Annotated in this window: 22 protein-coding genes; 7 read left to right on the forward strand and 15 right to left on the reverse strand. The window is 60.6% G+C overall.

The window, feature by feature from the left end; all coding sequences use genetic code 11:
• Positions 1–4 precede the first annotated feature (4 nt).
• Together clpA and C6Y62_RS14230 are read left to right on the forward strand one after the other, a co-directional pair.
• Complete coding sequence (clpA, locus tag C6Y62_RS14225) at positions 5–2,458, forward strand: ATP-dependent Clp protease ATP-binding subunit ClpA (protein ID WP_173954479.1); 2,454 nt, start codon at positions 5–7, stop codon at positions 2,456–2,458.
• 158 nt (positions 2,459–2,616) lie between these two features.
• Positions 2,617–3,465, forward strand: a complete 849-nt coding sequence (locus C6Y62_RS14230; protein WP_173954480.1) for a DUF7946 domain-containing protein — start codon at positions 2,617–2,619, stop codon at positions 3,463–3,465.
• A 75-nt stretch (positions 3,466–3,540) separates the two neighbouring features.
• Here the strand turns inward: C6Y62_RS14230 and C6Y62_RS14235 are convergent, their stop codons facing one another.
• Genes C6Y62_RS14235 through C6Y62_RS14250 form a run of 4 tightly spaced genes read right to left on the reverse strand, consistent with a single transcriptional unit; the run spans position 3,541 to position 6,492 of the window.
• Complete coding sequence (locus tag C6Y62_RS14235) at positions 3,541–3,894, reverse strand: carboxymuconolactone decarboxylase family protein (protein ID WP_173954481.1); 354 nt, start codon at positions 3,892–3,894, stop codon at positions 3,541–3,543.
• Between the two features lie 50 nt (positions 3,895–3,944).
• On the reverse strand, positions 3,945–4,787 hold the full coding sequence (locus C6Y62_RS14240) for a quinoprotein dehydrogenase-associated SoxYZ-like carrier (RefSeq protein ID WP_173954482.1): 843 nt from the start codon (positions 4,785–4,787) through the stop codon (positions 3,945–3,947).
• Between the two features lie 55 nt (positions 4,788–4,842).
• The gene (locus tag C6Y62_RS14245; RefSeq protein WP_173954483.1) at positions 4,843–5,880 is read right to left on the reverse strand and encodes a quinoprotein relay system zinc metallohydrolase 2; all 1,038 of its coding nucleotides are present in this window, start codon (positions 5,878–5,880) and stop codon (positions 4,843–4,845) included.
• 30 nt (positions 5,881–5,910) lie between these two features.
• Entirely contained in the window at positions 5,911–6,492 is a 582-nt protein-coding gene (locus C6Y62_RS14250; RefSeq protein WP_173954484.1) for a TetR/AcrR family transcriptional regulator, read from the reverse strand.
• A 329-nt stretch (positions 6,493–6,821) separates the two neighbouring features.
• Here C6Y62_RS14250 and C6Y62_RS14255 point away from each other — a divergent pair, with 329 nt between their 5' ends.
• Together C6Y62_RS14255 and C6Y62_RS14260 are read left to right on the forward strand one after the other, a co-directional pair.
• Positions 6,822–8,552, forward strand: coding sequence for an MFS transporter (locus C6Y62_RS14255; RefSeq protein WP_173954485.1), 1,731 nt, complete (start codon positions 6,822–6,824; stop codon positions 8,550–8,552).
• A gap of 156 nt (positions 8,553–8,708) precedes the next feature.
• The gene (locus C6Y62_RS14260) at positions 8,709–9,041 is read left to right on the forward strand and encodes a hypothetical protein (protein ID WP_173954486.1); all 333 of its coding nucleotides are present in this window, start codon (positions 8,709–8,711) and stop codon (positions 9,039–9,041) included.
• Positions 9,042–9,126: 85 nt separating this feature from the next.
• Here C6Y62_RS14260 and C6Y62_RS14265 read toward each other — a convergent pair whose 3' ends face one another.
• The 4 genes from C6Y62_RS14265 to C6Y62_RS14280 form a co-directional block, all read right to left on the reverse strand.
• Complete coding sequence (locus C6Y62_RS14265) at positions 9,127–9,549, reverse strand: HIT family protein (RefSeq protein ID WP_173954487.1); 423 nt, start codon at positions 9,547–9,549, stop codon at positions 9,127–9,129.
• 103 nt (positions 9,550–9,652) lie between these two features.
• Complete coding sequence (locus tag C6Y62_RS14270; protein WP_173954488.1) at positions 9,653–10,957, reverse strand: GNAT family N-acetyltransferase; 1,305 nt, start codon at positions 10,955–10,957, stop codon at positions 9,653–9,655.
• 43 nt (positions 10,958–11,000) lie between these two features.
• Positions 11,001–11,756, reverse strand: a complete 756-nt coding sequence (locus C6Y62_RS14275) for a glycerophosphodiester phosphodiesterase family protein (RefSeq protein ID WP_173954489.1) — start codon at positions 11,754–11,756, stop codon at positions 11,001–11,003.
• Between the two features lie 84 nt (positions 11,757–11,840).
• Positions 11,841–12,308 carry a RidA family protein gene (locus C6Y62_RS14280; protein WP_173954490.1) on the reverse strand — a complete coding sequence of 156 codons (468 nt, stop codon included), beginning with the start codon at positions 12,306–12,308 and terminating at the stop codon, positions 11,841–11,843.
• 171 nt (positions 12,309–12,479) lie between these two features.
• On the opposite strand from C6Y62_RS14280, the gene C6Y62_RS14285 reads away from it, so the two are divergent.
• Complete coding sequence (locus tag C6Y62_RS14285; protein ID WP_173954491.1) at positions 12,480–13,370, forward strand: cell envelope integrity EipB family protein; 891 nt, start codon at positions 12,480–12,482, stop codon at positions 13,368–13,370.
• Here the strand turns inward: C6Y62_RS14285 and C6Y62_RS14290 are convergent.
• On the reverse strand, positions 13,360–13,653 hold the full coding sequence (locus C6Y62_RS14290; RefSeq protein WP_173954492.1) for a DUF3572 domain-containing protein: 294 nt from the start codon (positions 13,651–13,653) through the stop codon (positions 13,360–13,362). The two genes, C6Y62_RS14285 and C6Y62_RS14290, sit on opposite strands and share 11 nt — an antisense overlap.
• 173 nt (positions 13,654–13,826) lie before the next feature.
• Here C6Y62_RS14290 and C6Y62_RS14295 point away from each other — a divergent pair, with 173 nt between their 5' ends.
• Entirely contained in the window at positions 13,827–14,255 is a 429-nt protein-coding gene (locus tag C6Y62_RS14295) for a response regulator (protein ID WP_068460206.1), read from the forward strand.
• A 58-nt stretch (positions 14,256–14,313) separates the two neighbouring features.
• Entirely contained in the window at positions 14,314–15,684 is a 1,371-nt protein-coding gene (locus C6Y62_RS14300; RefSeq protein WP_068460208.1) for a PleD family two-component system response regulator, read from the forward strand.
• 631 nt (positions 15,685–16,315) lie between these two features.
• On the opposite strand, the gene rpmG is transcribed toward C6Y62_RS14300, so the two are convergent.
• From rpmG to plsY, 6 genes are all read right to left on the reverse strand, one after another.
• Positions 16,316–16,483, reverse strand: a complete 168-nt coding sequence (gene rpmG / locus C6Y62_RS14305; protein ID WP_068460210.1) for a 50S ribosomal protein L33 — start codon at positions 16,481–16,483, stop codon at positions 16,316–16,318.
• A gap of 110 nt (positions 16,484–16,593) precedes the next feature.
• Positions 16,594–17,067: a DUF983 domain-containing protein gene (locus C6Y62_RS14310; protein WP_068460213.1), complete on the reverse strand. Its 474-nt coding sequence runs from the start codon at positions 17,065–17,067 to the stop codon at positions 16,594–16,596.
• A gap of 130 nt (positions 17,068–17,197) precedes the next feature.
• A complete protein-coding gene (gene rnr, locus C6Y62_RS14315; protein WP_173954493.1) occupies positions 17,198–19,525 on the reverse strand; it encodes a ribonuclease R in 2,328 nt (775 codons plus the stop codon).
• Between the two features lie 30 nt (positions 19,526–19,555).
• Positions 19,556–22,357 (reverse strand): type I DNA topoisomerase, encoded by a 2,802-nt coding sequence (topA, locus tag C6Y62_RS14320; RefSeq protein ID WP_173954494.1) that lies wholly within the window; start codon positions 22,355–22,357, stop codon positions 19,556–19,558.
• Between the two features lie 583 nt (positions 22,358–22,940).
• Positions 22,941–24,278 carry a DNA-processing protein DprA gene (gene dprA, locus C6Y62_RS14330; protein WP_338074350.1) on the reverse strand — a complete coding sequence of 446 codons (1,338 nt, stop codon included), beginning with the start codon at positions 24,276–24,278 and terminating at the stop codon, positions 22,941–22,943.
• The gene (plsY, locus tag C6Y62_RS14335; protein WP_173954495.1) at positions 24,265–24,891 is read right to left on the reverse strand and encodes a glycerol-3-phosphate 1-O-acyltransferase PlsY; all 627 of its coding nucleotides are present in this window, start codon (positions 24,889–24,891) and stop codon (positions 24,265–24,267) included. Before plsY ends, dprA begins: the two co-directional genes overlap by 14 nt.
• Positions 24,892–25,161 lie beyond the last annotated feature (270 nt).

Genomic DNA, 25,161 nt, shown 5'->3' on the forward strand with positions numbered 1-25,161 from the left:
TGCCTTGCCGTCGTTCTCAAAGAGCCTGGAAAGTGCCCTACACCGCGCCTTGGAAGCTGCCAACGAGCGCAGCCACGAGTACGCTACGCTCGAACATTTGCTGCTGGCTCTCCTAGATGATCGCGATGCCGCGGCAGTCATGCGAGCGTGTACGGTCGATCTCGACACGCTGCGTTCACGGCTTGTCAATTATCTGGACAACGACCTAGCGGCGTTGGTTTCACGCGATGCAACCGAGGCGCAGCCGACAACCGGCTTCCAGCGCGTCATTCATCGCGCGGTTGTGCATGTGCAATCGTCCGGCCGTGAGGAAGTGACTGGCGCCAATGTGCTGGTCGCGATCTTCGCCGAGCGCGAAAGCCATGCCGCGTACTTCCTGCAGGAGCAGGACATGACCCGCTTCGATGCGGTTCAGTACATTTCGCACGGCATCGCCAAGCGGCAGGGAATGTCCGAGCCGCGCAGCGTGCGCGGTGTGGACGAGGACCAGACCGTGGAGGGCGAGGAGCGCAAACCCGGTCAGGACGCGCTCAATACCTATTGCGTCAACCTCAACCGCAAGGCGCGCGACGGCAAGATCGATCCGCTGATCGGCCGCGAGCAGGAAGTGCTGCGTACGATTCAGGTGCTGTGCCGCCGCCAGAAAAATAACCCGCTGCTGGTGGGTGATCCAGGCGTCGGCAAGACGGCGATCGCTGAGGGTCTTGCGCGCAAGATCATCAAGGGCGAAGTGCCTGAAGTGCTGCAGGACGCCACCATCTTCGCGCTCGACATGGGCGCGTTGCTGGCCGGCACCCGTTATCGCGGCGACTTCGAGGAGCGCCTGAAAGCGGTGATGAAGGAGATCGAGAACTATCCGGGCTCGATCCTGTTCATCGACGAGATCCACACTGTTATTGGTGCTGGCGCAACTTCGGGCGGCGCGATGGATGCATCGAACCTTCTGAAGCCGGCGTTGCAGTCGGGCAGCGTGCGCTGCATCGGCTCGACGACGTACAAGGAATATCGCCAGCACTTCGAGAAGGATCGCGCGCTGGTGCGGCGGTTCCAGAAGATCGACGTGAAGGAGCCCTCGATCGAGGATGCCGTCGCGATCGTGAAGGGTTTGAAGCCCTACTTCGAGGACTTCCACAAGCTGAAGTACACCAACGATGCCATCCGCACGGCGGTGGAGCTTTCAGCGCGCTACATCCACGACCGTAAGCTGCCCGACAAGGCGATCGATGTGATCGACGAGACGGGCGCGTCGCAGATGTTGCTGCCGGAAAACAAGCGCAAGAAGAAGATCACCGTAAAGGAGATCGAGGCCACCATCGCCACGATGGCGCGCATTCCGCCGAAGACCGTTACGAAGTCCGATGCAGAGGTTCTCATCAATCTTGAGAAGGATCTGAAGCGGGTCGTCTTCGGGCAGAACCCGGCGATCGATGCGCTTTCGTCTGCGATCAAACTTTCGCGCGCTGGCCTGCGTGAACCGGAAAAGCCGATTGGCTGCTACCTGTTCTCCGGCCCCACCGGCGTCGGCAAGACGGAAGTTGCCAAGCAGCTTGCCGATCTGATGGGCATCGAGTTGCTGCGCTTCGACATGTCGGAATACATGGAGAAGCACACGGTCTCGCGTCTCATCGGTGCGCCTCCGGGATACGTCGGCTTCGATCAGGGCGGCCTGCTGACCGATGGCGTTGATCAGCATCCGCACTGCGTGCTGCTGCTCGACGAAATCGAGAAGGCGCATCCGGATCTGTACAACATTCTGTTGCAGGTCATGGACCACGGCAAGCTGACGGACCACAACGGCAAGTCGGTCGATTTCCGCAACGTCATTCTCATCATGACGACCAACGCGGGCGCTTCCGATCTCGCCAAGCCGCCGATGGGCTTCAATCGCGTGCGGCGCGAAGGTGAGGACAGCGATGCGATCAATCGCATGTTCACGCCGGAGTTCCGCAACCGTCTTGACGCTGTCGTGCCGTTTGCCGGTCTGCCGCCGGAGGTGATTTCGAAGGTGGTCGACAAGTTCGTCTTCCAGCTCGAAGCGCAGCTTGCAGATCGCGGCGTCATGATCGAACTGTCGGAAGAAGCCACTCAGTGGCTGGCCGAGAACGGTTACGACGAGAAGTTCGGCGCCCGTCCGCTGGCCCGTCTCATCCAGGAGAAGATCAAGCGGCCGCTGGCCGATGAGCTTCTGTTCGGCAAGCTGGAGCATGGCGGTACGGTGAAGGTTGTCGTCGAGGGCGAAGGCGCCGAGCGCAAGCTGGCGTTTGAGTTCCTGGCGAGCGAGCCGGGCAAGCGGGCCAAGGCCAAGCGCTCCGAGGAAGAAGACGAGGACGAGGGCGAGTTGCAGTCAGAGCTCGTCGATGCTGCGCCATCACGCAAGGCTCTGCCGTCGCCAAAGGAGCGCGGTGGCAAGGGTTCCGGCGCAGTGCCTAACGTGCCCCGTCGCGGCAAGGACGAATAATTTCGTTCGCCGCACGTCGAAAAATAAAAAGCGCCGGAGAAAACTCCGGCGCTTTTTTTCTACGCATGCGTTGAAGTGTGGAAGACTATCGTCCGAAGATTGTATTTTAACGTAGAAAGGCTCAAACTGTAGACAACAAAGTTCTTTGGGCTTGCCAAATGTATGACAACAGACTTGTGATTTCATTCTCTGGTAGCTTAGCGGATCAACACCGACTACCAGCCTACGCGGGCACACAATCTTTGAGCGGGATCGCGCGATCAATACTGATTCCGATGATGTACCTTGCTGAAGGTAAGGTGAGACATAGAAAACTAAGCCATAGAGGCTTTGAGCTAGATCTTGTAGCTACTCGTCCTGGAAGTTTTGAATCCGTCTATGAGTTGATTTCTAATCCTGGGGCGATGATTGCCTGGGAATTCTTAGCAAACGTAGGAATCGATGTTGCTAAAGATTTTGCGGTAGATTTTGTAAAAAGCATTATTAATCGCTCAGTCGGAAATGATGCGTCAGAAAATATAGAAGATTTAGAACGGGATGGACGACTTCCAATCGGAGACGTCCATGCGCTTGTTGACGCGGTTGAGCCCGCTGTTAAGCAGGCCCATGCATCAATCGGAAATGGCGCGTCCAATATATTGATCATCAATGGCGACCGAAATGTCGTAAAATTGGATGCGAGAACAAAAGCGTTTGTTATGAGCGCAGAGGAGGATCCGGACGTTCGCGATATGGACTTTAGCATAGGTAGTTTTAACGCAAACACAGGATATGGCCGCGCATTTCATTATCAAGATCAACGAACAATACCTTTTGTATTGTCTGGTCAAGCTGATGCAAAAACTGTGAATGCAATCCTAGCTAGTCTTAGCGAATATACGCGTGTCAAACGCTTTGGAGAAGGGCAAGTCTCCCGCGTGCGATTAACTTACACGACGATTGTCGCTCCCGATGGCAGAGTGAAAAAAATGGAAATTATAAAAGCGCGTAATATAGTCTCTATGTAATTGCATCAGGATTGCGGACTGGCCCTTCGATTTTAATAATCGAAAGGCGCTTGGTTTCCTTCAGATTTTTTTCCGTTATTTGGCTTCGGCCATGGAAGCGTCGACGGCATCGAGCGCGCGGGCCGAATAGACCAGTGCGGCGCCTGCGTTCATGGCGATGGCAACGCCCAGGGCTTCCGCAACCTGTTCCTTGGTGGCGCCGTTCTCGACCGCCTTTTGTGCGTGCACTGATATGCAGCCGTCGCAGCGCGTCGTTACGGCGACCGCGAGCGAAATCAACTGCCGGGTTTTCTCGTCGAGTTGCGCGGTTTTGGCGCCAGCGCCGCTGGCCATCATGTAGCCGCCAACGGAGTCGGGTGAAAGCTTGCTGAGTTCGCCCACGCGACCCATCAATGCGTTGCGATATTTGGCCCAATCGACCAGTGCCATGTTTTTCTCCTTGGGGTGCTTTTGTTGTTGGTTGCGAGTGTCGCTGGCTATCAGTTCGCCAGGGCGCGGTTGGCGGATGCACCGGTGAAGGTCGTCCGGGCTGAATCGATGGCGGTCACCTGCACAGCGTTGTTGCCGTCCGGATCGTTCACATAGGTGAAGCGCAGGTTGGGATTGGTGGAAATCGAGATGCCCAGATCGGCGTTGAAGATGAGATCGTCGCCGCGCTTCACTTCAATGTCGCGGATGAACCATGCCGGCACATAGCCGCGCGAAACCTGATCGATCTGCAGGCCGCTGTTGTTGGGGTGTTTGATCATCACCAGGCCGTCACGCAGCGCTGTTTGCGCCTGTTCCGGTTCGTAGCTTCTGACCATCATCTTGCCGATGTCGGCGTTGGCGCCGTCAGCATCCTTCGGTGCAGGAGCGGAGCACCCGCCCGATGCCTTCACGAACGCCTTTGCCATGTGGAGTTTGCCGTCTTCCGTTTCCACAATCGCGCGAATGAAGGTGTAGGTGTCGACGCGTACGCGCGTTGTCATGCGGCGCTCACCGCCACTGCCGGCAGCCGGACCGAACTCGAACTTCGCGGCAATCGGTGCGGGGTTCTTGTCGATGATCAGAGCCATTGAGCGCAACGGCCCCTGCACGGTGGCTGGAACGCTGATTGTGATCGGAACAACGGCGGGATCTTCGGCGCGCTCGGGTGCTTCAATCGTCACTACGCCATCGCCTTCGACAATCTGGCGATCACCGAAAACGCTTTTCTGCAAATCCGGCCACGGATCGTCGTCATCGCTGGCGATGGCTGCAACCGGCATGGCAAGCATCAGTGCGGTGACGACGCCCGCGATGCGGCGAACAGTGAAACATGATGCGATCTTGCTCAGCATGTGCGTCTCCGTCCCTAATTTGTGAGGCCTGATTTCTGGCGCCCTGATTTTTCGCTTATTCCCATTCCAGTTCGGCGAACGCGGCGGTTACGTTACGCACGTGGTACTGATCGAACATTTCCCACTTGCCGCGTTCTGATTGTCCGGCTGTCTTGGTGGCGTCGGAAAGGGTTTTTCCTTCGGCAATGAGCTTGCGGACATCGCCCGCCACCGTCTGCCAATAGCGTTTCTCGTCCGCCAGCGCGGCGGGAATTTCCATGCTGGCTGGCCCATGTCCGGGCACGACCCGCGCGGGCGGGCTGCTTTCAAGCTTGTCGATCACAGTCAGCCAGCCGCGCAGCGAGCCGTCAAGCGTCGGGATGTGTTCCGAAAACAGAAGATCGCCGAGAAACATCGTTCCTGTTTTAGCGTCGGTAACGATCAGGTCGTTGTCGGTGTGGGCTGCGGGCTGCGCTTCCAGCACAAGTTCGCGCCCGCCAAGATCCAGTGTCAGCTTGTCTTGCACCTCAAGCGTGGGCAGCACGATCTCGGTGCCCGCGAACGCTGCCTCGCCAAGCGCTGATTTGGTGTTGTTGAGATAGGTTTCCGCGCGCGCCGAAAGCCCCCGCGCCATCTTGTGATGCGCCACAAACTCAGGCTTGTCATCGCGGAAAGCAACGTTGCCGAATACGTGATCGGGATGCATGTGCGTGTTGATCACATAACGGATCGGTTTGTCGGTGATGGACTTGATGGCCGCCCGCATGTCCGCGCCGATCTGCGCACTGCCGAGCGTATCGATAACTGCCACCGCATCATCCCCAACGATGAAACCGGCGTTCGACATGTCGCCACGGTTATCGGCCGACTGCAGCTCGTGGCGGCCGGTGTGGACATAAACGCCCGGCGCAATTTCGCTGAATGCCATCGGTTCAGCTGCCTGCGCCGGAAAATGCCCCCATAGCGGCACGGAGGAAATCGCCATGCCCGCGATCAGCAACTCACGGCGTGTCAGACCGGGCAGCCGATGTCGCGGCCACAGCGAAAATGCTTCCTGGTCCGGCCCGGTGCCGAATGCGGCTTCTTCGTTTCTTGTTCTTGCCGGTGGCACCATGGTTCCTTCCTCCCAAGCGGATCGGATATATCAGGCGTCTTTGCGTGTGATGCTGTCCAGAAGCTGGCGGAATACCGGTTTAATGACACCGGGGTCTTTCAGTGCCCACGCAACAACGCTGGCGCCCTGCAGTGTGCTGAGCAACAGCAGGGCGGTTCGCTTTGGCGGCGCGTGCAACGTGATTTCACCGCTGGCCGCCCCGTTGCGCAGCGCCATTTCAAGCCAATCGACATGTAGCTCGAAAAACGCTTTCACGCGCTTTTGCATGGAAGGTGGCAGATAGGCGGCATCAGCTGCCAGTGCGCCGCACAGCGGCATCTGCCCTTCGGCGAGACTGCCTGAAAAGAAATCGCCATACGTGCGGAGCTGTTTCGTAGCGCCGCCGCCCGAGGCGGAAAGCTCGACAAGCTGGGCGCGGAAGCGTTCGAGATAATTTTCGATCAGCGCGTTGCCCAACACTTCCTTGGTGGAAAAGTGATGATGGATGCTGGCCTTGCGAATGCCGACCCGCTCCGAAAGATCGCCGTAGCTGAAGGCGGCATACCCGAGCGTACGCACCAGCGTTTCAGCTTCGGCAAGCAGGGCTGTGCGGGTGTCGATGGCATTGCTCATGGCTTGACGCTACCTACCAGTAGGTAGGGCGTCAAGTGCATTGCACCGTCCGTGTGCAAAACATCCTGGACGCTAGTGTATGGCGCGTGGCGTCTTTGTGTTGCGCTGCAGCATGTCTGCGCGGCCGCGTGAGGTCGCGAGATGGTTCCGATAATCAATTGCACTCCGCGAGCGGTATCCAAGGCGCAGGGCAACGCTGAAAGCGTTGTCCGCTTGCATCAAAGGTGTGGAATGCAAGTGGTTGAGCCTTCTCACCGAAAGTGATGATTTCCTCCGCCGCCGCACCTGCGTAAAGTCGCGCGCAAAGAAACGGGTTCGGGGGAAGTTCGATGGCTATGGCCGACGCGCAGAAGGCAACGGCGGAGCCGGATAGCGGCATCAGTGGCGAGGAGCGGCGCGTTATTTTCGCTTCGTCGCTCGGCACGGTGTTCGAGTGGTACGATTTTTATCTCTACGCCACGCTGGCACCGTTCTTTGCCGCGCTGTTCTTTCCGCCGGGCAACGATACCGCTGCGCTGCTGTCGGCCTTCGCCACCTATGCCGCCGGCTTTCTGGTGCGTCCGTTCGGTGCCATCGTCTTCGGCCATCTGGGTGACATCGTCGGGCGCAAGCACACGTTCCTCATCACCATCCTCGTGATGGGCATCTCCACTTTTGCGGTCGGCCTGCTGCCGACATTCTCCGACAGCACAATCCTCGGATATGAGATTCCGGGCATCGGCTGGGCGGCGCCGGTGCTGCTTGTTATCCTGCGCCTGCTGCAAGGCCTCGCGCTCGGTGGCGAATACGGTGGTGCGGCAACCTATGTGGCCGAGCATGCGCGCCCCCATCGGCGCGGCTTTGCCACGTCATGGATACAGACCACGGCAACGCTGGGGTTCTTTCTGGCGCTCGTCGTAATCGGTCTGTGCCGGTTCTATTTCTTCGACGCTGAGACTTTTGCCGAATGGGGCTGGCGCGTCGCGTTCCTCGTTTCAATCGCCCTGCTGGGATTCTCGGTTTACATCCGCCTGAAGCTGAACGAGAGCCCGGTGTTCGCGCGCATGAAGGCGGAAGGCAAGGGCTCCAAATCGCCGATCCGCGACAGCTTCTTCCGCTATCCGAATAACAAGTTTGCTCTGCTGGCGCTGCTTGGCGCCACGGCGGGGCAGGGTGTGGTGTGGTACACGGGGCAGTTCTACGCGCTGTTCTTCCTCACCATCACCACTAAGGTCGATCCGCTTTACGCCTACATGCTGATCGCCGGCTCGCTGATCATCGGCACGCCGTTCTTCATTTTCTTCGGCTGGCTGAGCGACCGCATCGGCCGCGTCAAAATCATCCTTGCCGGATGTCTGATCGCGGCGCTGACCTACTTCCCGCTGTTCGGCTTGCTGGCGCAGTCGGCCAATCCTGATCTGGCCGCGTTCCAGCAGCGGACCAAACTCACGCTCAGCGTCGACTCCGCACAATGTAACTTCCACATCTTTGTCGGGCCGTGGTCGCAGTTCACCGAATGCGATCGCGCCAAGGATCACATCAGCAAGCTCGGCGTTTCATTTGAGACGCACGATGGCGGAGCAGGTGCGCCGGTTGTGCTGAACATCAACGGCACCGAAGTGACGCCCTACACCGCCGACACCTACAATGCGGCGCTGGTCGCGGCAGGTTATCCGAACCTCAAGGCGGAGCAGGTTGAAGGTCGCATGGTGTTCACGCCGATCCCGGCCGATCCGGACAAGATCGCGTGGGGCACGGTGCTGGCGATCTTGTCGCTGTTCCTGATCTACGTAGCGATGGTCTATGGCCCGATCGCGGCGTTCCTGGTCGAACTGTTCCCGACGCAGATCCGCTACACCTCGATGTCGCTGCCCTATCACATCGGCAACGGCTGGTTCGGCGGCATGCTGCCATTGCTGGCAACTGCAATCGTGGCATGGTCCGGCAACATCTATGCGGGGCTCTGGTATCCGGTCATCGTCGCGCTGGTCACATTCGTGATCGGTCTGCTGTTTCTGCCGGAAACGAAGGACCGCAATCTGGACGATGTGTCAGGCAGCCGGACTGATGCCACGGGGTGACAGCATTTTGTTCGATTGCCCGTGGCGCTCAGGCGGATGTGGAGAAATCAATGTCCGCGATCGGATCTTTTTAACCAAACGGTTAGATAATGGAGCACTGGCGCGTCGGTGCGAGAGCTGGCGTGCGTTGATCCGACTGCCTGGCAGGAGACAGTTATGACAAGCCGTTGGTTTCAGTATTTTGTCTGTGCGGCGGTTGCATTCGTGGCCGCATCGGCGATGGCAGTGTCATTCGCCCCCGCTGCGATGGCGGACGGCTATTGGCATGGCGATCGCGCCAGCAGCGCGCCACGGGCGTATCGTTCGCGTCCGTACGTGGTGAAGCGCTTTTATAACCCGAACGGCATTCCCGGCTTTCGCGGGCCAATTCGCTATTACAGCAGCAACAATCCCTGCACTTACGGCGATTGTCAGTGTCTGCGCGGCGTCGCACTGCGCACCGGCAATCAGGTCTGGTGGGATCGCTATCAGGCGTGCAGCGGCGGCTGATTGCTGATCGTCCGCGCGCTGCGAACTTGAGACAAAAAAGCCCGGCCGCTGTTCGGCCGGGCTTTTTTATTGCTGGGGTTTGCCGTCAACCGGCGAGTGCAGCGCGAACTTTCTCTGCGTGGGCAGCCAGTACCTCAGGCTTTTCCATGTCGCGGCCATGGGCCTGCAACGCTATGCCCTCATGGCGCGGGATGATGTGGAAATGCAGGTGGAACACCGTCTGTCCGCCGGCCGGCTCGTTGAACTGCATGACGGTTACACCATCAGCGTCGAACGCTTTCGTCACCGCTTTGCCTATCCGTTGCAGCAGCGGTGCGATCTTGCCCAGCACTGCGGGGTCGGCATCAAGCAGGTTGCGCGAGGCAGCTTTCGGCACCACCAGCGTGTGGCCCGGCGCCTGGGGCATCACGTCCATGAATACAATCGCGTCGTCATCTTCATATACGCGATGGGATGGGATTTCGCCGCGCAGGATCTTCGCGAACACGTTGCTGTCATCGTAGGACATAGAGCCTCCAAAACGGAAAGTCGCGCAACTGCGCGGGGCTGTTAAATCGGATCGGTGGCGTTGCCGTCAAGGGAGCGTTGGCTGCAACGGGTGCGGCGATGGATTACTCATCCGGCGGCGCGTTGCCTTTGCGATAGGGGCCGAGTTCAGCCAGCAGCGCGGAATCCTCCGCCACCGCTTCGCGCTCTGATTTCAGATAACGGGCGATGCCACGCCGCAATCCCGGATCGGCAATGAGATGCGCAGAATAGGTGGTGACGGGCATGTAGCCGCGCGCCAGCTTGTGTTCGCCCTGCGCGCCCGCCTCAACGCGTTTGAGACCATGCGCGATCGCATAGTCGATCGCCTGATAATAGCAGAGCTCGAAATGCAAAAACGGGTGATGCTCGATCGCGCCCCAATAGCGACCATAGAGGCAGTCGCCTCCGATGAGGTTGAGCGCGCCCGCGATGTATTCGCCGTCGCGCTTCGCCATCACCAGCAGGCAATGCTCGGCCATCGCTTCGCCGAGCAGCGAAAAGAAGCGCCGGTTGAGATAGGGCGTTCCCCATTTACGGCTGCCGGTATCGATGTAAAACCGGAAGAACGCGTCCCAATGTTCTTCCGTGATGTCCGCGCCGCTCAGATGCTCAACGGTGATGCCGTTTGCCAGCGCTTCGCTACGCTCCTTGCGCAAGGCCTTGCGTTTGCGCGACGCGAGCGAGGCCATAAAATCGTCGAAGGTACGATAGCCGTCGTTGCGCCAGTGAAATTGCTGACCGGTCCGCTGTAGCAGTCCCAGTTCGCCCAGCGTGCGCCATTCATTTTCCGGCAGAAATGTCACGTGCACGGATGAGGCTTCCATGCGCCGGGCAAGTTCCGCCGCTGCAGCCGCGAGTGTCTGGCGATGCCGATCAGCGTCGGGGCCGGGGCGCACCAGCAATCGCGGGCCGGGCACCGGCGTGAACGGCACAGCAATTTGCAGCTTGGGATAATAGCTGCCGCCCGCCTGTTCATAGGCGGCGGCCCACGAATGATCGAACACATATTCGCCCGCGCTATGCAGCTTCACATAGCACGGCGCACAGGCGACGATGTTGCCGCCACCATCACCGTCGCGATCATTGCTGCCGTCCGCACCACCGCTATCATCACGGCCGGCACCATCAGCGATCAGAATATGCTGCGGCAGCCAGCCGGTGCGCTGCGGCCCGACGCAGCCGGATTCCTCCAGCGCCTTCAGAAAACGATGCGACACAAACGGATTGAACGTTGCCGCATCGGGGTTGGCGCAGGCATCCCAGGCTTCCGCGTCCACGTCAGCGATGCGCGCAACGATATTGGCGACGACGGAAGACTTAGCGGGCGCCTCCGCGCCTTCTGGCAGGCTTTCCTGCTCAACACCGTTGTCGTGCCGTTCGTTATCCATCGACGATGCCTGCTTTCGTCGCGGCCCATGCCCGCGTATCGGTTCAGGGTTCGTAGCCCTCGAATATCGGGGCGTCGGCCCATTGCGCCGCCGTCGCGCGCTGCTCCTCGGTTCGCACAGTCCACGTGAAAAGCGGGATGTTTGCAACCTCGCGCACGTAGCGGGTCACGTTGGTGGGCAGGGCGTTGACGTCGTAGGCATAGAAGTCGGGGGCGGCGGGGCCCGATTCAAGCAGGTGCGTCAGGTCGTGAGCGCGGGCGGCGCCCAGCTTGTCACGCCACCAGCATTCGCCAACGAATTGTCCGGCAACGATGCCGCGCGGAATGTCAGGCGCCAGCGCGCGCACAGCGGTCATCACGGCCGGGTCAAACGACATCAGCGCGGCGGCACCGCGATAGGCGCTGACCTGTTCGGTGATGGCGCGCAGGAAGGCGGCGTCCGGCGCATCCCATTCGCTCTTGATTTCGATCAGCAGCGGCACGCGGTCAGCAACCAGTGCCAGCAGGTCGGCAAGGGTGATCACGCTGCTTGCGCCCGCACAGGTGCGGTAGCGCAGCGCTTTCAGTTCGTCGGCACTGCGTGCAGCAACCGCGCCGTCACCATCGATCAGCCGTTCCAAAGTCAGGTCGTGGAACACCATCGGCGTGCCATCGCGGGCAGGGCGCAGATCGCACTCGATGCCATAGCCGCGCGCGATCGCCGCTTCGAAGGCGGGGACGGTGTTCTCGATTATTCCTCGCGCGGCATTGTGCAGGCCGCGATGCGCAATCGGCTTCAGAAAGGCTGTGCGATCGCGCATGGGGTAGTCTCACCCAGAGCTTTGGCCGGAGAAGCAAGGGCGGGCAACCTGCCGAAGGCTGCCCGCAACGCCATTATCGTTCGATCAGGCGGCAAACTGGATGATAGCATCGATCTCAACTGCGCAGCCCAGCGGCAGACTGGAGACGCCAACGGCGGCGCGCGTGTGGCGGCCGGCATCGCCCAGAATTTCCACCATCACGTCGGATGCGCCATTGATGACCTGCGGATGATCGGTAAAGTCGGGCGCCGAATTGACGAAGCCGGTCAGGCGCACGATCTGCTGGATGCGGTCCAGACGTCCCAGGGCCGCGCGAGCCTGGGCCAGAATATTCAACGCGCAGTGGCGTGCGGCTTCCTGCCCCTGTGCCACCGCCATGTTGTTGCCGAGACATCCGCGAATGATGCTGCCATCCGCTGCCTTGGAAACCTGGCCGGACACGTAGAGAAGATTGCCGGACAGCAAGGTTGGCACATAATTGGCGACTGGACTGGCCGCCTCGGGAAGTACAATGCCCAACGTTGCCAGCCGTGCTTCGATCTTGTCGTCCATTCCGGTATCCTCAGGTTCGGGCGGCCTGCCAGCGGCCGCTTTCGCTCGCGCGCGTCTTTTTGAGCCCGCAGCAGGGGGCTTGGCAAGGGCTTGCGCAGCGGGCACAGGGGGTATTCCGGCGCTTAACCTCTCCGGGTTAGGGTGTCGGGCAAGAAGCGACCGCGAGGAAGAATGTTCCACCTAGCCAAGGTACTGGTCGCCGGCGCATTGGGCGTGGCGGCGATGGCTGCACCTTTGGGTGATCTGCAAGCGCAGGTTGCCGGCAGCGCGGTGCAATTCCGCCCCCATCGGGCCGTCTACGACATCACGTTCGACCACGCGACGCCGGGATCAGGTGTCGCCGATATGGTTGGCCGCATGGTTTATGAGATGGCGGGGTCGGACTGTGGAGAATACGCCCAGTCGATGCGGTTCGTCACCCGCATGACCAATCAGGACGGCGTCTCGCAGGTCAACGATTTGCGCACCAACAGCTTCGAAAACGTTCCCAACCACGTGCTGCGTTTTTCATCGAGCCAGTTTGAAAACGAAAAGCAGTCTGAGGCTTCGCAGGGAACGGCGAGCGCCGGGGGCGATGGCACGTTCACGGAAGTGAAGCTGACCAAGCCCAAGAAAAAGACAGTGAAGCTGCCGACCAGCGTCTATTTTCCGATCCAGCATTCGCTGGCGCTGGTGGAGGCGGCCCGCAAAGGCCAGACCCAGTTCACCGCCAATCTGTTCGACGGCTCGGACAAGGGCGAGAAGTTTTACGAGACCAGTGCGGTGATCGGATCAAAACTTGCCGCGGGCAGCCAGCCGGTGCCGGCAAGCCTGAAAAACGGCGGTGAGCTGAATGCCATCCCGTCCTGGCCGATTGCGATCGGATATTTTGAACCGGGAATGAGCCGGCAGGACATCCTGCCGACCTACGAGCTTTCGTTTAGATTCTTCGAAAATGGCGTGTCGAGCGGTCTTTACATCGACTACGGAGACTTCGCGATCCGTGGCGAACTGAAAGAGCTGACCTTCCTCGACAGTGCCAAGTGTGGCAGCCCGAGCGTGGGCGGATCGTCTAAACGCTGATTTCCGGCTCGCCGGTTTCGCCCGCCATTTTAGCTAAGGCACGCCGCGCCGGTGCAACCTCGCCCGGCGGGATGGTTTCTGACGCGCAGAAAACCAGCAGCAGGCTTTCGTCCTGAAGCAGATAATCCAGCACCGCCGCCAGCATTTCGGGGGCATGTGCGTTCTCGCGCAGCTCCGCCGGGCCGACGCCAGTCAGGGTTAAGAAACCTGAAATGCGCTGCGGATCGCTGGCCAGAAACAGCAATGCTGACTCGCCGATAGAATTAGCCCGCTCAGTGTGCATCGGTCTCAACCTCGAATTCACCTAAAGATCGCAGAATATATGACGTGTCGGCGCGAACGTGGTCCGCTCGGCTATTCATTAACTGTTGGTTACGCCTTCGCACGCAAACTCACGATCATTGTGATGGTGAGAATCGGTGCACAAGTGGGCCAAGGAGTACGAGCTGCAACGCCATGAATATACAGGAGACCAACACCGGGCCGCACGCGCCAGTGCCTAGGGCGGCACGGAGAACGGTTCTCATTGTGGAAGACAACGAGCTAAATATGAAGCTCTTCCACGATATTCTGGCTGCGCATGGCTATGAGACCATTCAAACGCGAAACGGTCTGGAAGCGCTCGATCTCGCCCGTCGTCACCATCCCGCACTCATCCTGATGGACATTCAGCTTCCGGAAATTTCGGGGCTGGAGGTCACGAAGTGGATCAAGGAAGACGACGTGCTCCGAGACATTCCTGTTGTGGCTATCACCGCATTCGCCATGAAGGGCGATGAAGAGCGAATCCGCTCCGGCGGATGCGAGGCCTACATTTCCAAGCCGATATCGGTCGGACACTTCCTTGAGACCGTGCAGCGCTTCGTCGGCGAACCGCGCTCCTGACACTGTTGTAAATTGTGCGCCGAAGTTGAGTGCCCAAGTTGAGTAGTGGTAATCGAAGATGACTGCACGCGTACTCGTAGTCGACGATATTTCAGCCAATGTGAAGCTGCTCGAAGCCCGGCTTTCCGCTGAATATTTCGATGTCCTCACGGCTAGTAGCGGCCCTGAAGCACTGGACGTCTGCGAACGCGAGCGTGTGGATGTTGTGCTGCTCGACGTGATGATGCCGGGCATGGATGGCTTTGAAGTCTGCCGCCGGCTCAAGTCCAATCCCAAGACGCATCACATCCCGATCATCCTGGTGACTGCGCTGGATCAGGTATCCGACCGCGTGCGTGGCTTGCAGAGCGGCGCGGACGATTTTCTGACCAAGCCCGTTGATGACATCGCGCTGATTACACGCGTGAAGAATCTTGCGCGTCTGAAGACGCTGACCGATGAAATGCTGTTGCGTGCGCTCACGGGGCGGCAGCTCGGCATTAACGAGGATGCGGCGCTGTTGAAGGCGCTGTCTAATGAGAAAAGCCGCGTCTTGATTGTCGATGATGATCAGCGCAACGCCAACCGTATCGCAAACTGGGTGGCGACGATCCACCTGCCGACGGTTGTTTCCGGGCCCACAGCTGCTCTGGATGAGCTTTCGGACGGCGAATACGACTTGGCGATCATTTCGCTCTCGCTGGCGCAGGCCGACGCATTGCGTCTGTGTTCGCAGATCCGTTCGGTTTCTCGCACGCGGCATCTGCCGATCATTCTGGTTGTTGAGCCCGGCTACGAAGCCCGTTTGCTGCGTGCTCTCGACATGGGCGTCAACGACTACATCATGCGGCCGGTGGACGAGAACGAGCTGCTGGCACGCGTGAAAACGCAGGTGCGCCGCAAGCGTTACTCCGATCATCTGCGTGATCGCCTGGAGGAGAGCATCGAGGCGTCCGTGATCGATGCGCTGACGGGGCTGCATAACCGCCGCTATATGGAAACGCACCTCACCACATTGGTTGAGGAAGCCCGCAGAACCGGCCGTGCGCTTTCTGTGCTGCTGGCAGACATCGACCACTTCAAGCACGTGAATGACACCTACGGCCATGACATCGGCGATGCGGTGTTACGCGAGTTCTCGGTTCGCTTCCGCCGTAACACGCGCGGCATCGATCTGGCGTGCCGTTATGGCGGCGAAGAGTTTCTGGTGATCATGCCCGATACGGATATGAGCCGGGCGTTCCAGGTGGGCGAGCGGCTGCGGGCTTCCATTGCGTCAGATGTGTTTCAGGTAAGCCCTGCGTGCAGCATCAATCTGACGGCAAGCGTTGGGCTTGCAACCCTGGAGTGCGGCGATGACACACCGGAGACGGTGTTCCGGCGTGCGGATCAGGCGCTGTTTGTGGCCAAGCGTGCTGGTCGAAATCGCGTCGAAGCAAACGCCGCCTAATGCTAATCATCTGAATAAACAAAAAGAACGGCGCTGCCTTTAGCTGCGCCGTCCTTATCTAAAGCTCGATTTGACCGGGTTCAGGTCAAGCGTGGCGACATGGACGACTCATCGTGGTTAATAGAGCACAGTCAAAGCATAACTTGCGTTAACTAGAGTCCTCTGTCAGATTAGGAATTATCGAGGGGCTCGTTAAAATTCGGTGTGTGGGCAGGCTCGTCTAGGCGGCCGCATACCACCATTTGTTTACCGGGTTTCCGCGCTATCAGGTCCGCCGCATTTCCTGATAGAACGGAAAATCGTGGTCTCGGTCGCAGCAGCTAGAGTGGCCTCCTCGTTGAAGCTGCATAGGACCGGCCACGGCGCCAGGCGGTGAGTCAACGCCCTCTTTGACGATCCATCTGGTTACTAGATCAGGGTCCGTGGCTTTCTCGGACTTCACTACCCCGCTGCCGGGTTTGGTTGCGGGCCCTGATCAAGGTAATTTTCGCGAGCAGTCATGCTCGGGCCTGATCAACCCAGGTCCAAGTCGTCGCCATTTCCAGAATTTAGACAATAGAAGAACATCCACCGCCACGCCCCTGCTGACGGTGGTGCATCCGCTGCACGCATTGGGCTGCGCGCGCGTGGCTTACTTGATCTTGGTTTCCTTGAACTCGACGTGCTTCTTCACGACCGGGTCATACTTCTTGAACACCAGCTTTTCGGTGCTGGTGCGCGGGTTCTTCTTCGTGACGTAAAAGAAGCCCGTGCCGGCGGTCGAGAGCAGTTTGATCTTCTGCGTGATGGGCTTAGCCATAGTAAGGAAACCTTCGGGCGAAATCTGACAACGTCCGCACAGGCTGCGGAGAGCCGGCAACATAGCCAGCGCGGGCGGCCTGTCAAGCAAGCCGCGCGCTCTACATATGGTTAAAGTGTCGCCTTGGGGTTCGAGGCGCTGGCCGGTTCACCCAAAGAAGGCTCTAGCGGATCATGTCCATCGAAGCCATGCATACGCAGCGCCCACTGCAGGCCGACCAGCGAGCCCTTGATGTGCGGCAGCATCCACATGCACATGCCGATGGTTAGCGGGAACCAGAGAGCAATGTGGAGCCAGTAGCTCGGCTGGTAATGCTCCTCCACCGCCATGACACCTGCGACGATGAAGTGACAGACGATCAGCATCGTGAAATAGGGCGGTGCGTCATCGGCGCGATGATGGTGCAACTCCTCGCCGCACTTGGGGCAGCTATCGGCCACCTTGAGATATTTGCGGAACAACTGACCCTCGCCGCACGCAGGGCACTTGCCGAACGTCCCGCGCCTCATGGCCTGTCCCCAGTCGCGCTGCTCAGCGGCGCGTGGTGCAGGCTTGTCGGAGAAGGTTTGCGGTGTCTCAGTCATCGGGCTTTACCTCGCCTCGTTTGCCGGCCGCTATTTTGCGCGTGTTTGAATTGCACTGTTGGCCGCGACATAACGTGATCCCCCGATTGACTGAGGTCAATAGCGCAATGGCCGCATCGAATTGACCCGTTCAGCGCCGGCGAGGCTTGCCACGCCGCATTTTCAGCTGCGGACCGGCATAGGGCGCGGCAACTCGCCCACGCTTGCCCTCGGTTAACATCTCGAACCGCAGCGCACCGGCCGAGGGAATAGCTTCCACCAGCCGCACTTCGACATTGTCGCCCAGCCGATAGGTTTCGCCGCTGCGCTTGCCGACGAGCGCGTGCTCGGCCTCGACGTGATTGAAGAAGTCGGTGCCCAGCGACGATACCGGAACGAAGCCGTCAGCACCGGTCTCGCTGAGACGCACGAACAGCCCCGAGCGCGTGACGCCGGCGATGCGGCCTGCGAACTTCGCGCCGATGCGATCAGCCAGATGCGCCGCGATCAGACGGTCGATGGTCTCGCGCTCCGCCGCCATGGCGCGCCGTTCCGCTTCAGAGATTTGCTGCGCAATCTCGCGCAGGCGCGGAACTTCGCTGTCGTCTAGCCCGCCTTCGCCCAGCTTGATGGCCTTCACCAGCGCGCGATGCACAAGCAGATCCGCATACCGGCGGATGGGCGAGGTGAAATGGGCATAGCGGCGCAGGTTGAGGCCGAAATGGCCGACGTTCTCGATGTTGTATTCAGCCTGGCTCTGGCTGCGCAGCACCACCTCGTTGACGAGATCAGCGACAGGCATTTCCTTCGCGTGCTTCAGGATGCCGTTGAAGTGCGATGCGCGCAGGCTCGATGCCTGCGGCAGCTTCATGCCGATGGTGTCGAGGAAGTCGCGCAGGCTGGCCAGCTTCTCCTTCGAAGGCTGATCGTGGATGCGGTAGACGACCGGCGTCTTCTTCTGCTCCAGCATTTCGGCGGCCGCGACGTTGGCCTGAATCATGAATTCTTCGATCAGGCGGTGCGCAGTGAGCCGTTCAGGCGTCACGACGTCGGCAACGTGTCCGGTTTCGTCGAGCACGATCTTGCGCTCGGGCAGGTCGAGATCCAGCGGACCGCGTTTGTCGCGCGCTGCAGCCAGCACCGCATAGGCATCCCACAGCGGCCGCAGAATGCCTTCGAGCAACGGTCCGGCCTTGTCGGAAGGATTGCCGTCGATGGCGGCTTGCGCTTCCTGATAGCTGAGTTTCGCAGCCGAGCGCATCAGCCCGCGCATGAACGTGTGGCTGCGCTTGGCGCCGTCCTTGTCGAACACCATGCGTACGGCCAGACAGGCGCGGTTTTCGCCTTCGCGCAGCGAGCACAGGTCGTTCGAGATCCGCTCCGGCAGCATCGGCACGACGCGGTCCGGGAAGTAAACCGAGTTGCCGCGCAGTTGTGCTTCGCGATCGAGGCGCGATCCGGGGCGCACGAAATAGGAAACGTCGGCGATCGCCACATAAACAATAAAGCCGCCGGGATTTGCTGGATCGCTGTCGGGCTCGGCGTAAACGGCGTCGTCGTGATCGCGCGCATCGGGCGGATCGATAGTAATCAGCGGAATGTCGCGCAGGTCGGTGCGTCCGGCCAGCGTCGCTTCTTGCAGCGCCTTCGATTCTGAGATGACGCCTTCGGGGAAGTCATCAGGAATGCCGTGGGTGTGTACGGCGATGAGGCTGATCTGGCGCTGATCGTTCGGGTTGCCCAGCGTTTCCAGAATGCGTGCCTGCGGCACATGCATGCGGCCCTTGCGCGCCAGATCGAAGCGCACGAGATCGCCGTCCTTCGCCGGGCCTTCATCGCCGGGGGCGATCGACCAGGAACGGAGCTGCTTGCGATCGATCGGTTCGATGTTGCCGCCGCCCTTCCTGCTGGCGCGAAACACGCCAACCAGACGGCGCTTCTCGCGCGGCAGCTTTTTGATCGGGTGGGCTTCGAAGCGATAGCCGCCTTCTTCCGGCTCGTGGATTTCGCTGATGCGCGAGAGCACGCGGTCGCCGACGCCGATGCTGGCCTCGACATCGATTTCCGGTCCGCGCGCGTGCGCGGCGACCAGCAGGATTGCCGGCCGTTCGCCTTCATCTTCCCACACGGCCGGCTTGGCGATCAGGTCGCCGTCGTCATCGCGGCCGACGATCTCAATCACGGTGACGGCGGGCAGTCCGCCCTTGGGACGCAGGTGCTTGCGGCCGGAGGAAAGCTCGCCTTCGTCCGACATCTCCGCCAGCAGCCGATTGAGGTCGAGCCGCTGCGGGCCCTTGATGCCGAAGGCGCGGGCAATCTCGCGCTTGCCCACCTTGCCCTGCGAAGTGCGGACGAACTCCATCACCTCTTCGCGGGTGGGCATTGCACCGCCGCCGCTACGGAGCGCAGCGCCGCCGCCGCGCTGCTTTGGGCCGTTGCGTTTGGCCTTGGGTGTGCGCGGCGTTGGTTTGCGTGCCATGTCAGGATGCCCGGCGAGTGGTGGGGCGGATTAACTCTCCGCTTGCGCGGCCGAAGCCTTCTTGGTGGCACGGCCCTTGGCGGCTGGCTTGGCCGCCGCTTTGGTCTTGGCGGCAGGTTTTGCCGCTTTCTTTGCGGCCGCTTTCGGCTCCGCCGCCTTTGCAGGTTTAGATGATTTGGTGACCTTGGCGGCGGGTTTTGCCTTCGGCTCAGCCTTTGCAGCTGCCTTGCGCACAGGCTTTTTCTTCGAGGACGGGCCCTTGGCGGCGCGCTCGGCGATCAGTGCAACGGCATCAGCAACTGACAGCGTCGCGGGATCCTTGCCCTTGGGGATGGTGGCGTTGACGTCGCCGTGCTTCACATACGGGCCATAGCGCCCCGAAAGCACCTCGATCTTGCCGCCGCCATCGGGATGCTCGCCCAGCTCCTTCAGCACCGTTGCCTTGGGACGATTAAAGCGACCCTTGCCACCTGCGGCCTTCTCAGCCAGCAGCGCGACCGCGCGGTTGAGACCGACGGAGAACACCTCTTCGACATTCTCGACGTTGGCGTACATGCCGTCGTGCAGCACGAATGGACCATAGCGGCCGAGACCGGCGCTGATCGGCTTGCCGGTTTCCGGATGCATGCCAACTTCGCGCGGCAGCGACAGCAGCTTCAGCGCATATTCCAGATCAACCGAACCGGCATCGACGCCCTTGGGAATGCTGGCGCGCTTGGGCTTTTCATCTTCGCCGGCTTCGCCGAGCTGCAGATAGGGGCCGAAGCGGCCGGTGCGCAGTGTGACCGCCAGGCCAGATTCCGGATCATGACCCAGCAGCTTGCCATCGGGGCCGGCGGCTTCGCCATCGGCGCTGCCGGTGCCGGACACATCGCTGAGCTGCCGCGTGTAACGGCACTCAGGATAATTTCCGCAACCGATAAAGGCGCCGAACTTGCCGGAGATCTTGAGGCTGAGGCGGCCGGAATTGCACGACGGGCAGATGCGCGGATCGGTGCCATCTTCGCGCTCGGGGAAGATGTGCGGACCCAAGATCTCGTTCAGCGCTTCCAGCACTTCGCCGACGCGCAGATCCTTGATCTCATCGACGGCGCCGGTGAAGTCGCGCCAGAAGTCGCGCAGAACATCCTTCCATTCCAGCTTGCCGTCGGAAATCTGATCGAGCTGATCTTCGAGTGCGGCGGTGAAATCATACTCGACGTAGCGCTGGAAGAAGCCCTCCAGGAACGCGATCACAAGCCGGCCTTTGTCTTCCGGGATCAGCCGCTTCTTGTCGGTGCGCACATATTCGCGATCCTGCAGCACCGCGAGCGTCGAGGCGTAGGTGGAAGGACGGCCGATGCCCAGCTCTTCCATCTTTTTGACCAGCGTCGCTTCGGAATAACGCGGCGGCGGCTGAGTGAAGTGCTGCTCGGCTTCGATGGCGCGGTCGGTCACGGCATCGCCGGAGTTCAGCGCCGGCAGGCGGCGGCTGGAATCATCCTCGCCAGCGGTATCGTCCTTGCCCTTGGCGGCATGCAGGCGCTCGTCGCGGCCTTCCTCATAGACCTTCAGGAAGCCGTCGAACTTGATGACAGAGCCGGTGGCGCGCAGCGTGTAGGCCTTACCGTCGCGGCCTTTGACGGCAATGTCAGCGGTGGTCTGCTCGACTTCGGCCGATGCCATCTGGCTGGCCACGGCGCGCTTCCACACCAGTTCATAAAGACGTGCCTGATCGCGATCGAGATACTTGGCGACGTCCTGCGGGCGGCGTGACACCTCGGTCGGACGGATAGCTTCGTGCGCTTCCTGCGCGTTCTTGGCCTTGGTTTTGTATTCGCGGATGAACGGCGCAACGTACTTCTGCGAATATTCGCGGGCGATCATGCCTCGGATCGAGTTGACGGCCTCCGGCACGATGGTGATGCCGTCGGTTCGCATATAGGTGATGAGGCCGACCGTCTCGCCGCCGATGTCGACGCCTTCATAGAGGCGCTGGGCCACCTGCATGGTGTGCTTGGCGGAAAAGCCCAGCTTGCGGGAGGCGTCCATCTGCAGCGTTGAAGTGGCGAACGGCGGGTAGGGGTTGCGCTTCACGCCCTTCTTGTCGACCGAAACGATCTTGAAATCGCCCTTCTCGATGGCCGCCTTGATGGCGTGGGCCTCATCACCGGTCTTGATGTCCAGCTTCTTCAGCGTTTCGCCGTTGATGGCGTTGAGGCGGGCGGAAAATTCCTCGCCCTTGCCGGTCGCCATGGTGGCGTCGATGGTCCAGTATTCGTCGGTGCGGAACACCTCGATCTCGCGCTCACGGTCGCAGATCAGGCGCAGCGCCACCGACTGAACGCGTCCGGCGGAGCGGGCGCCGGGCAGCTTGCGCCACAGCACCGGCGAAAGGGTGAAGCCGACGAGATAATCCAGCGCGCGGCGGGCGAGGTAAGCCGAAACCAGCGGGGTGTCGATCTTCCGCGGTTCGGCCAGCGCGGCCAAAATCGCCTGCTTGGTCACGGCGTTGAACGCGACGCGCTCAATCTCCATGCCCTTCTTGATGACTTTCTTCGCCTCAAGAATCTGCAGGATGTGCCACGAGATGGCCTCTCCCTCGCGATCAGGGTCGGTCGCGAGGATCAGCTTGTCGGCCTTTTTGACCGCGTCGGCGATTTCCTTGATGATTCTCTGCGACTTGGAGTCCACGTCCCAGTGCATCGCAAAGTCATTGTCCGGCTCGACCGAGCCGTTCTTGGCCGGCAGGTCGCGCACGTGGCCAAAGGAGGCAATGACCTTATAGCCGCTGCCCAGGTACTTGTTGATCGTCTTTGCCTTGGCAGCCGATTCTACGATGAGGACGTTCATCTAAGGGCTTTCAATCTGGCGGTGCGCCGCGAAATCAATGGGAGGGAACGGATCTGACGCCCATGAACACGGCATCGGGCGAAATTTAGGCGTCCGTTCGGCCCGGGAACATGGGAGAGGATTTTGGCGCTGTCAAACATTCGGGGCCAAGCGGGGCATTCCAGACGATTGCAACCATAGATAGAGAGTGATATGTGCTGCATATAATTGGTTGCAGCATGTTGGGGCATACGACGATATGGTTGAACCCGAAAACGGGAACGGCAGCTTAGATCACCCTTGTAAGAAATCGCAGAATTTGGCCGTGCTAGATTATCTTTGTGACATTATTTCTGAGCTCAAGGCGCTTTCAGACCGTTCGGGACAGCGGACTCTATCCGCCATTCTTGCGGCCGCACTTGTGGAAGCCCGGCTTTCAGAAGGATGAGAGTACGCATATTTAAGCGTTCGCTCGCCGCGCTGTCGATCTAATTGATTGAATTAGATGTTATATTTTTGATTTCGGCTGCGGCGGCGTCCTCTCCGGACGGGGCTGGCTGTCAAATGTTGATGGCGGATGGCAGTTGCCCACTGTGGCAGCGCGTCACGGATCGCTTGGCGCACCCATCGCAAGAGAGATGAGGCCGGCGCCGTGGCGTTCGATCCGTCCCGCGAGGGCCAGCTCGATCAACGCCACCTGAACCGCGCGGATCGACAGTCCGGTGGTCCGAACCAGGCTGTCGACGTCGATCGGTGCCGGTCCGAGGGCGCTGATTATCGTGTCGCGATCATTTGCGACGGCGCGGCCCTCGGATGCTGAGCCGGGAGCATTGGCGGCAATCCGGACGGCTTTGGTGTGGCTGGGTGCAAAGGTTTCGCCGGCGATAGCTGTGCGGCTGCTGGCTTGGCCGGGATTAGCGACGACGGCACGCTGGCTTGTGCGGTCAGCAACTGGAGCCGCGGAGCCAGCTGCAGGCCATGCGCCCGCGTGCGGATACGTCGGCGGATGATCCTCGCGGAAATGGCGCAGCGGGGTATCGGTCAGCGGCATCAGCGCCACGATCACGTCGTCAGCCTCGGTCACCAGCGTGGCACCAGATTTCAGCAGTCCATTGGTGCCTTCGGCGCGCGGATCGAGCGGATGGCCAGGAACCGCAAAGACTTCGCGGCCCTGTTCTGCCGCGAGTCGCGCGGTCACGAGGCTGCCGGAGCGGCGGGCGGCTTCGACGATGACAACGCCAAGCGACAGGCCGGAAATGATGCGGTTGCGCCGAGGAAATGACTGCGCGCGGGCGACATAGCCGAACGGCATTTCAGTGACCAGGCACCCGCGTTCGCCGATGGTACGTTGCAGAGCTTCGTGCTCGGGCGGATAGACCACGTCAAGCCCGTTGGCCACGACCGCGACAGTGCCGGTTTCCATCGCAGCGGTGTGCGCCGCGGCATCAATGCCCCGCGCCAGACCGGACGCGATGACAAAGCCGCCGAGGCCTATGCCACGCGCCAGTTGTGCGGCAATGCGTGTGCCCGCTGCCGAGCAGGCGCGCGAACCAACGATGCCGACATTGGGGCGGTTGAGCAGATCGGTGTCGCCCTTGACGGCGATGACCGGCGGTGGAGCGTCCAGCGCGGCGAGCGGGGCTGGATAGTCTGCATCGCCAATAAGCAGGAAACGGGCGCCAAATTGTTTGGCGCGCTTCAGCTCAGCTTCGATGTCCTTGGCGGCGGCGATGCGTATCGTGGTGCGATGTCCGCCGCGGCGGGATAATTCCGGCAGGCGTTCCAGTGCAGCGCCGGGTGTTCCGCAGTGGGCAATAAGATCGCGGAACGTTGCCGGGCCGACGTTCTCGGAGCGCGCAAGGCGCATGGCCGCGATGCGTTGCTCTCCCTCAAACGGCGCCGCAGCGAAGCCTCGCGCCTGATCTGCCTCACTCCCGGGCACCGATCCGTGGCTCCTCTCCCGCAAGCAACCGCCGGATGTTGGCGTGATGCTTTGCGATCAGCATCAAGGAAAGGAGCCCCGCGAGTATTGCCGCCGAGTGCTGGCCCATGATGAACATGCTGACGGGCACGGCAACGGCTGCGACCAGGGCTGAAAGAGAGGAATAGCGCGTCAAAGCCGCGACCAGCAGCCAGATGGCGCAGAACGCCAGGGCGGCGCGCCAATCGACGCCCAGCAGCACGCCGATAAAAGTGGCGACACCCTTGCCGCCGCGAAAGCCGAGCCAGACCGGAAAAATATGTCCGAGAAATGCAGCGAGACCCGCCAGCAGCGGCGCGATTTCAGCGACGTTGGCGTTGCCGCTCTTTTCCGCAAGCCAACGCCCGATCAGCACCGCAGCGGTGCCCTTCAGCGCATCGAGCACCAGCGTGAGGGCGGCCAGGCGCTTGTTGCCCGTGCGCAGCACATTGGTCGCTCCGATGTTGCCGGAGCCAATCTTGCGCACGTCGCCAAGGCCTGCCGCGCGGGTCAGCAGCAGGCCAAATGGGATGGACCCGAGCAGATAGCCAAGCGCCACGGCCGCGAGCGTGAAGGGGCTGGTGATAACGTCCATGGTGAAGCGTCGTATCCTGTCCCGACGGAACGTCGCCTATATGCGGCTTCCGCAGTTGGGCAAAGTACTTCTTGAACATAGCCCCTGCAACTGGTCAGCATCGTTTGATCGGGATTAGACCGACAGCCGCCAGCGAGCGTGCCCATTCCGGAGGCCGCGCCATCAGATGCGTTATGCCGTCATTTGCGCGTGAAAAGATTGCAGTGTGGCCCCGATATTTGCCATCTGTCGTCACGTTGATTCCGCCGTCATCTGATGTCGGGTGGAAAT

The sequence above is a fragment of the Hyphomicrobium sulfonivorans genome (assembly GCF_013306565.1).
Lineage (GTDB): Bacteria > Pseudomonadota > Alphaproteobacteria > Rhizobiales > Hyphomicrobiaceae > Hyphomicrobium_A > Hyphomicrobium_A sulfonivorans.

Coding starts and splice junctions, on each gene's coding strand:
- topA (WP_173954494.1), bottom strand. CDS start 22,357: ATGAACGTCCTCATCGTAGAATCGGCTGCCAAGGCAAAGACGATCAAC.
- C6Y62_RS14250 (WP_173954484.1), bottom strand. CDS start 6,492: ATGAGCAATGCCATCGACACCCGCACAGCCCTGCTTGCCGAAGCTGAA.
- C6Y62_RS14260 (WP_173954486.1), top strand. CDS start 8,709: ATGACAAGCCGTTGGTTTCAGTATTTTGTCTGTGCGGCGGTTGCATTC.
- C6Y62_RS14265 (WP_173954487.1), bottom strand. CDS start 9,549: ATGTCCTACGATGACAGCAACGTGTTCGCGAAGATCCTGCGCGGCGAA.
- C6Y62_RS14290 (WP_173954492.1), bottom strand. CDS start 13,653: ATGCACACTGAGCGGGCTAATTCTATCGGCGAGTCAGCATTGCTGTTT.
- C6Y62_RS14285 (WP_173954491.1), top strand. CDS start 12,480: ATGTTCCACCTAGCCAAGGTACTGGTCGCCGGCGCATTGGGCGTGGCG.
- C6Y62_RS14300 (WP_068460208.1), top strand. CDS start 14,314: ATGACTGCACGCGTACTCGTAGTCGACGATATTTCAGCCAATGTGAAG.
- C6Y62_RS14280 (WP_173954490.1), bottom strand. CDS start 12,308: ATGGACGACAAGATCGAAGCACGGCTGGCAACGTTGGGCATTGTACTT.
- C6Y62_RS14310 (WP_068460213.1), bottom strand. CDS start 17,067: ATGACTGAGACACCGCAAACCTTCTCCGACAAGCCTGCACCACGCGCC.
- C6Y62_RS14270 (WP_173954488.1), bottom strand. CDS start 10,957: ATGGATAACGAACGGCACGACAACGGTGTTGAGCAGGAAAGCCTGCCA.
- C6Y62_RS14230 (WP_173954480.1), top strand. CDS start 2,617: ATGTATGACAACAGACTTGTGATTTCATTCTCTGGTAGCTTAGCGGAT.
- C6Y62_RS14240 (WP_173954482.1), bottom strand. CDS start 4,787: ATGCTGAGCAAGATCGCATCATGTTTCACTGTTCGCCGCATCGCGGGC.
- C6Y62_RS14275 (WP_173954489.1), bottom strand. CDS start 11,756: ATGCGCGATCGCACAGCCTTTCTGAAGCCGATTGCGCATCGCGGCCTG.
- C6Y62_RS14255 (WP_173954485.1), top strand. CDS start 6,822: ATGGCTATGGCCGACGCGCAGAAGGCAACGGCGGAGCCGGATAGCGGC.
- C6Y62_RS14235 (WP_173954481.1), bottom strand. CDS start 3,894: ATGGCACTGGTCGATTGGGCCAAATATCGCAACGCATTGATGGGTCGC.
- C6Y62_RS14245 (WP_173954483.1), bottom strand. CDS start 5,880: ATGGTGCCACCGGCAAGAACAAGAAACGAAGAAGCCGCATTCGGCACC.
- plsY (WP_173954495.1), bottom strand. CDS start 24,891: ATGGACGTTATCACCAGCCCCTTCACGCTCGCGGCCGTGGCGCTTGGC.
- C6Y62_RS14295 (WP_068460206.1), top strand. CDS start 13,827: ATGAATATACAGGAGACCAACACCGGGCCGCACGCGCCAGTGCCTAGG.
- rpmG (WP_068460210.1), bottom strand. CDS start 16,483: ATGGCTAAGCCCATCACGCAGAAGATCAAACTGCTCTCGACCGCCGGC.
- rnr (WP_173954493.1), bottom strand. CDS start 19,525: ATGGCACGCAAACCAACGCCGCGCACACCCAAGGCCAAACGCAACGGC.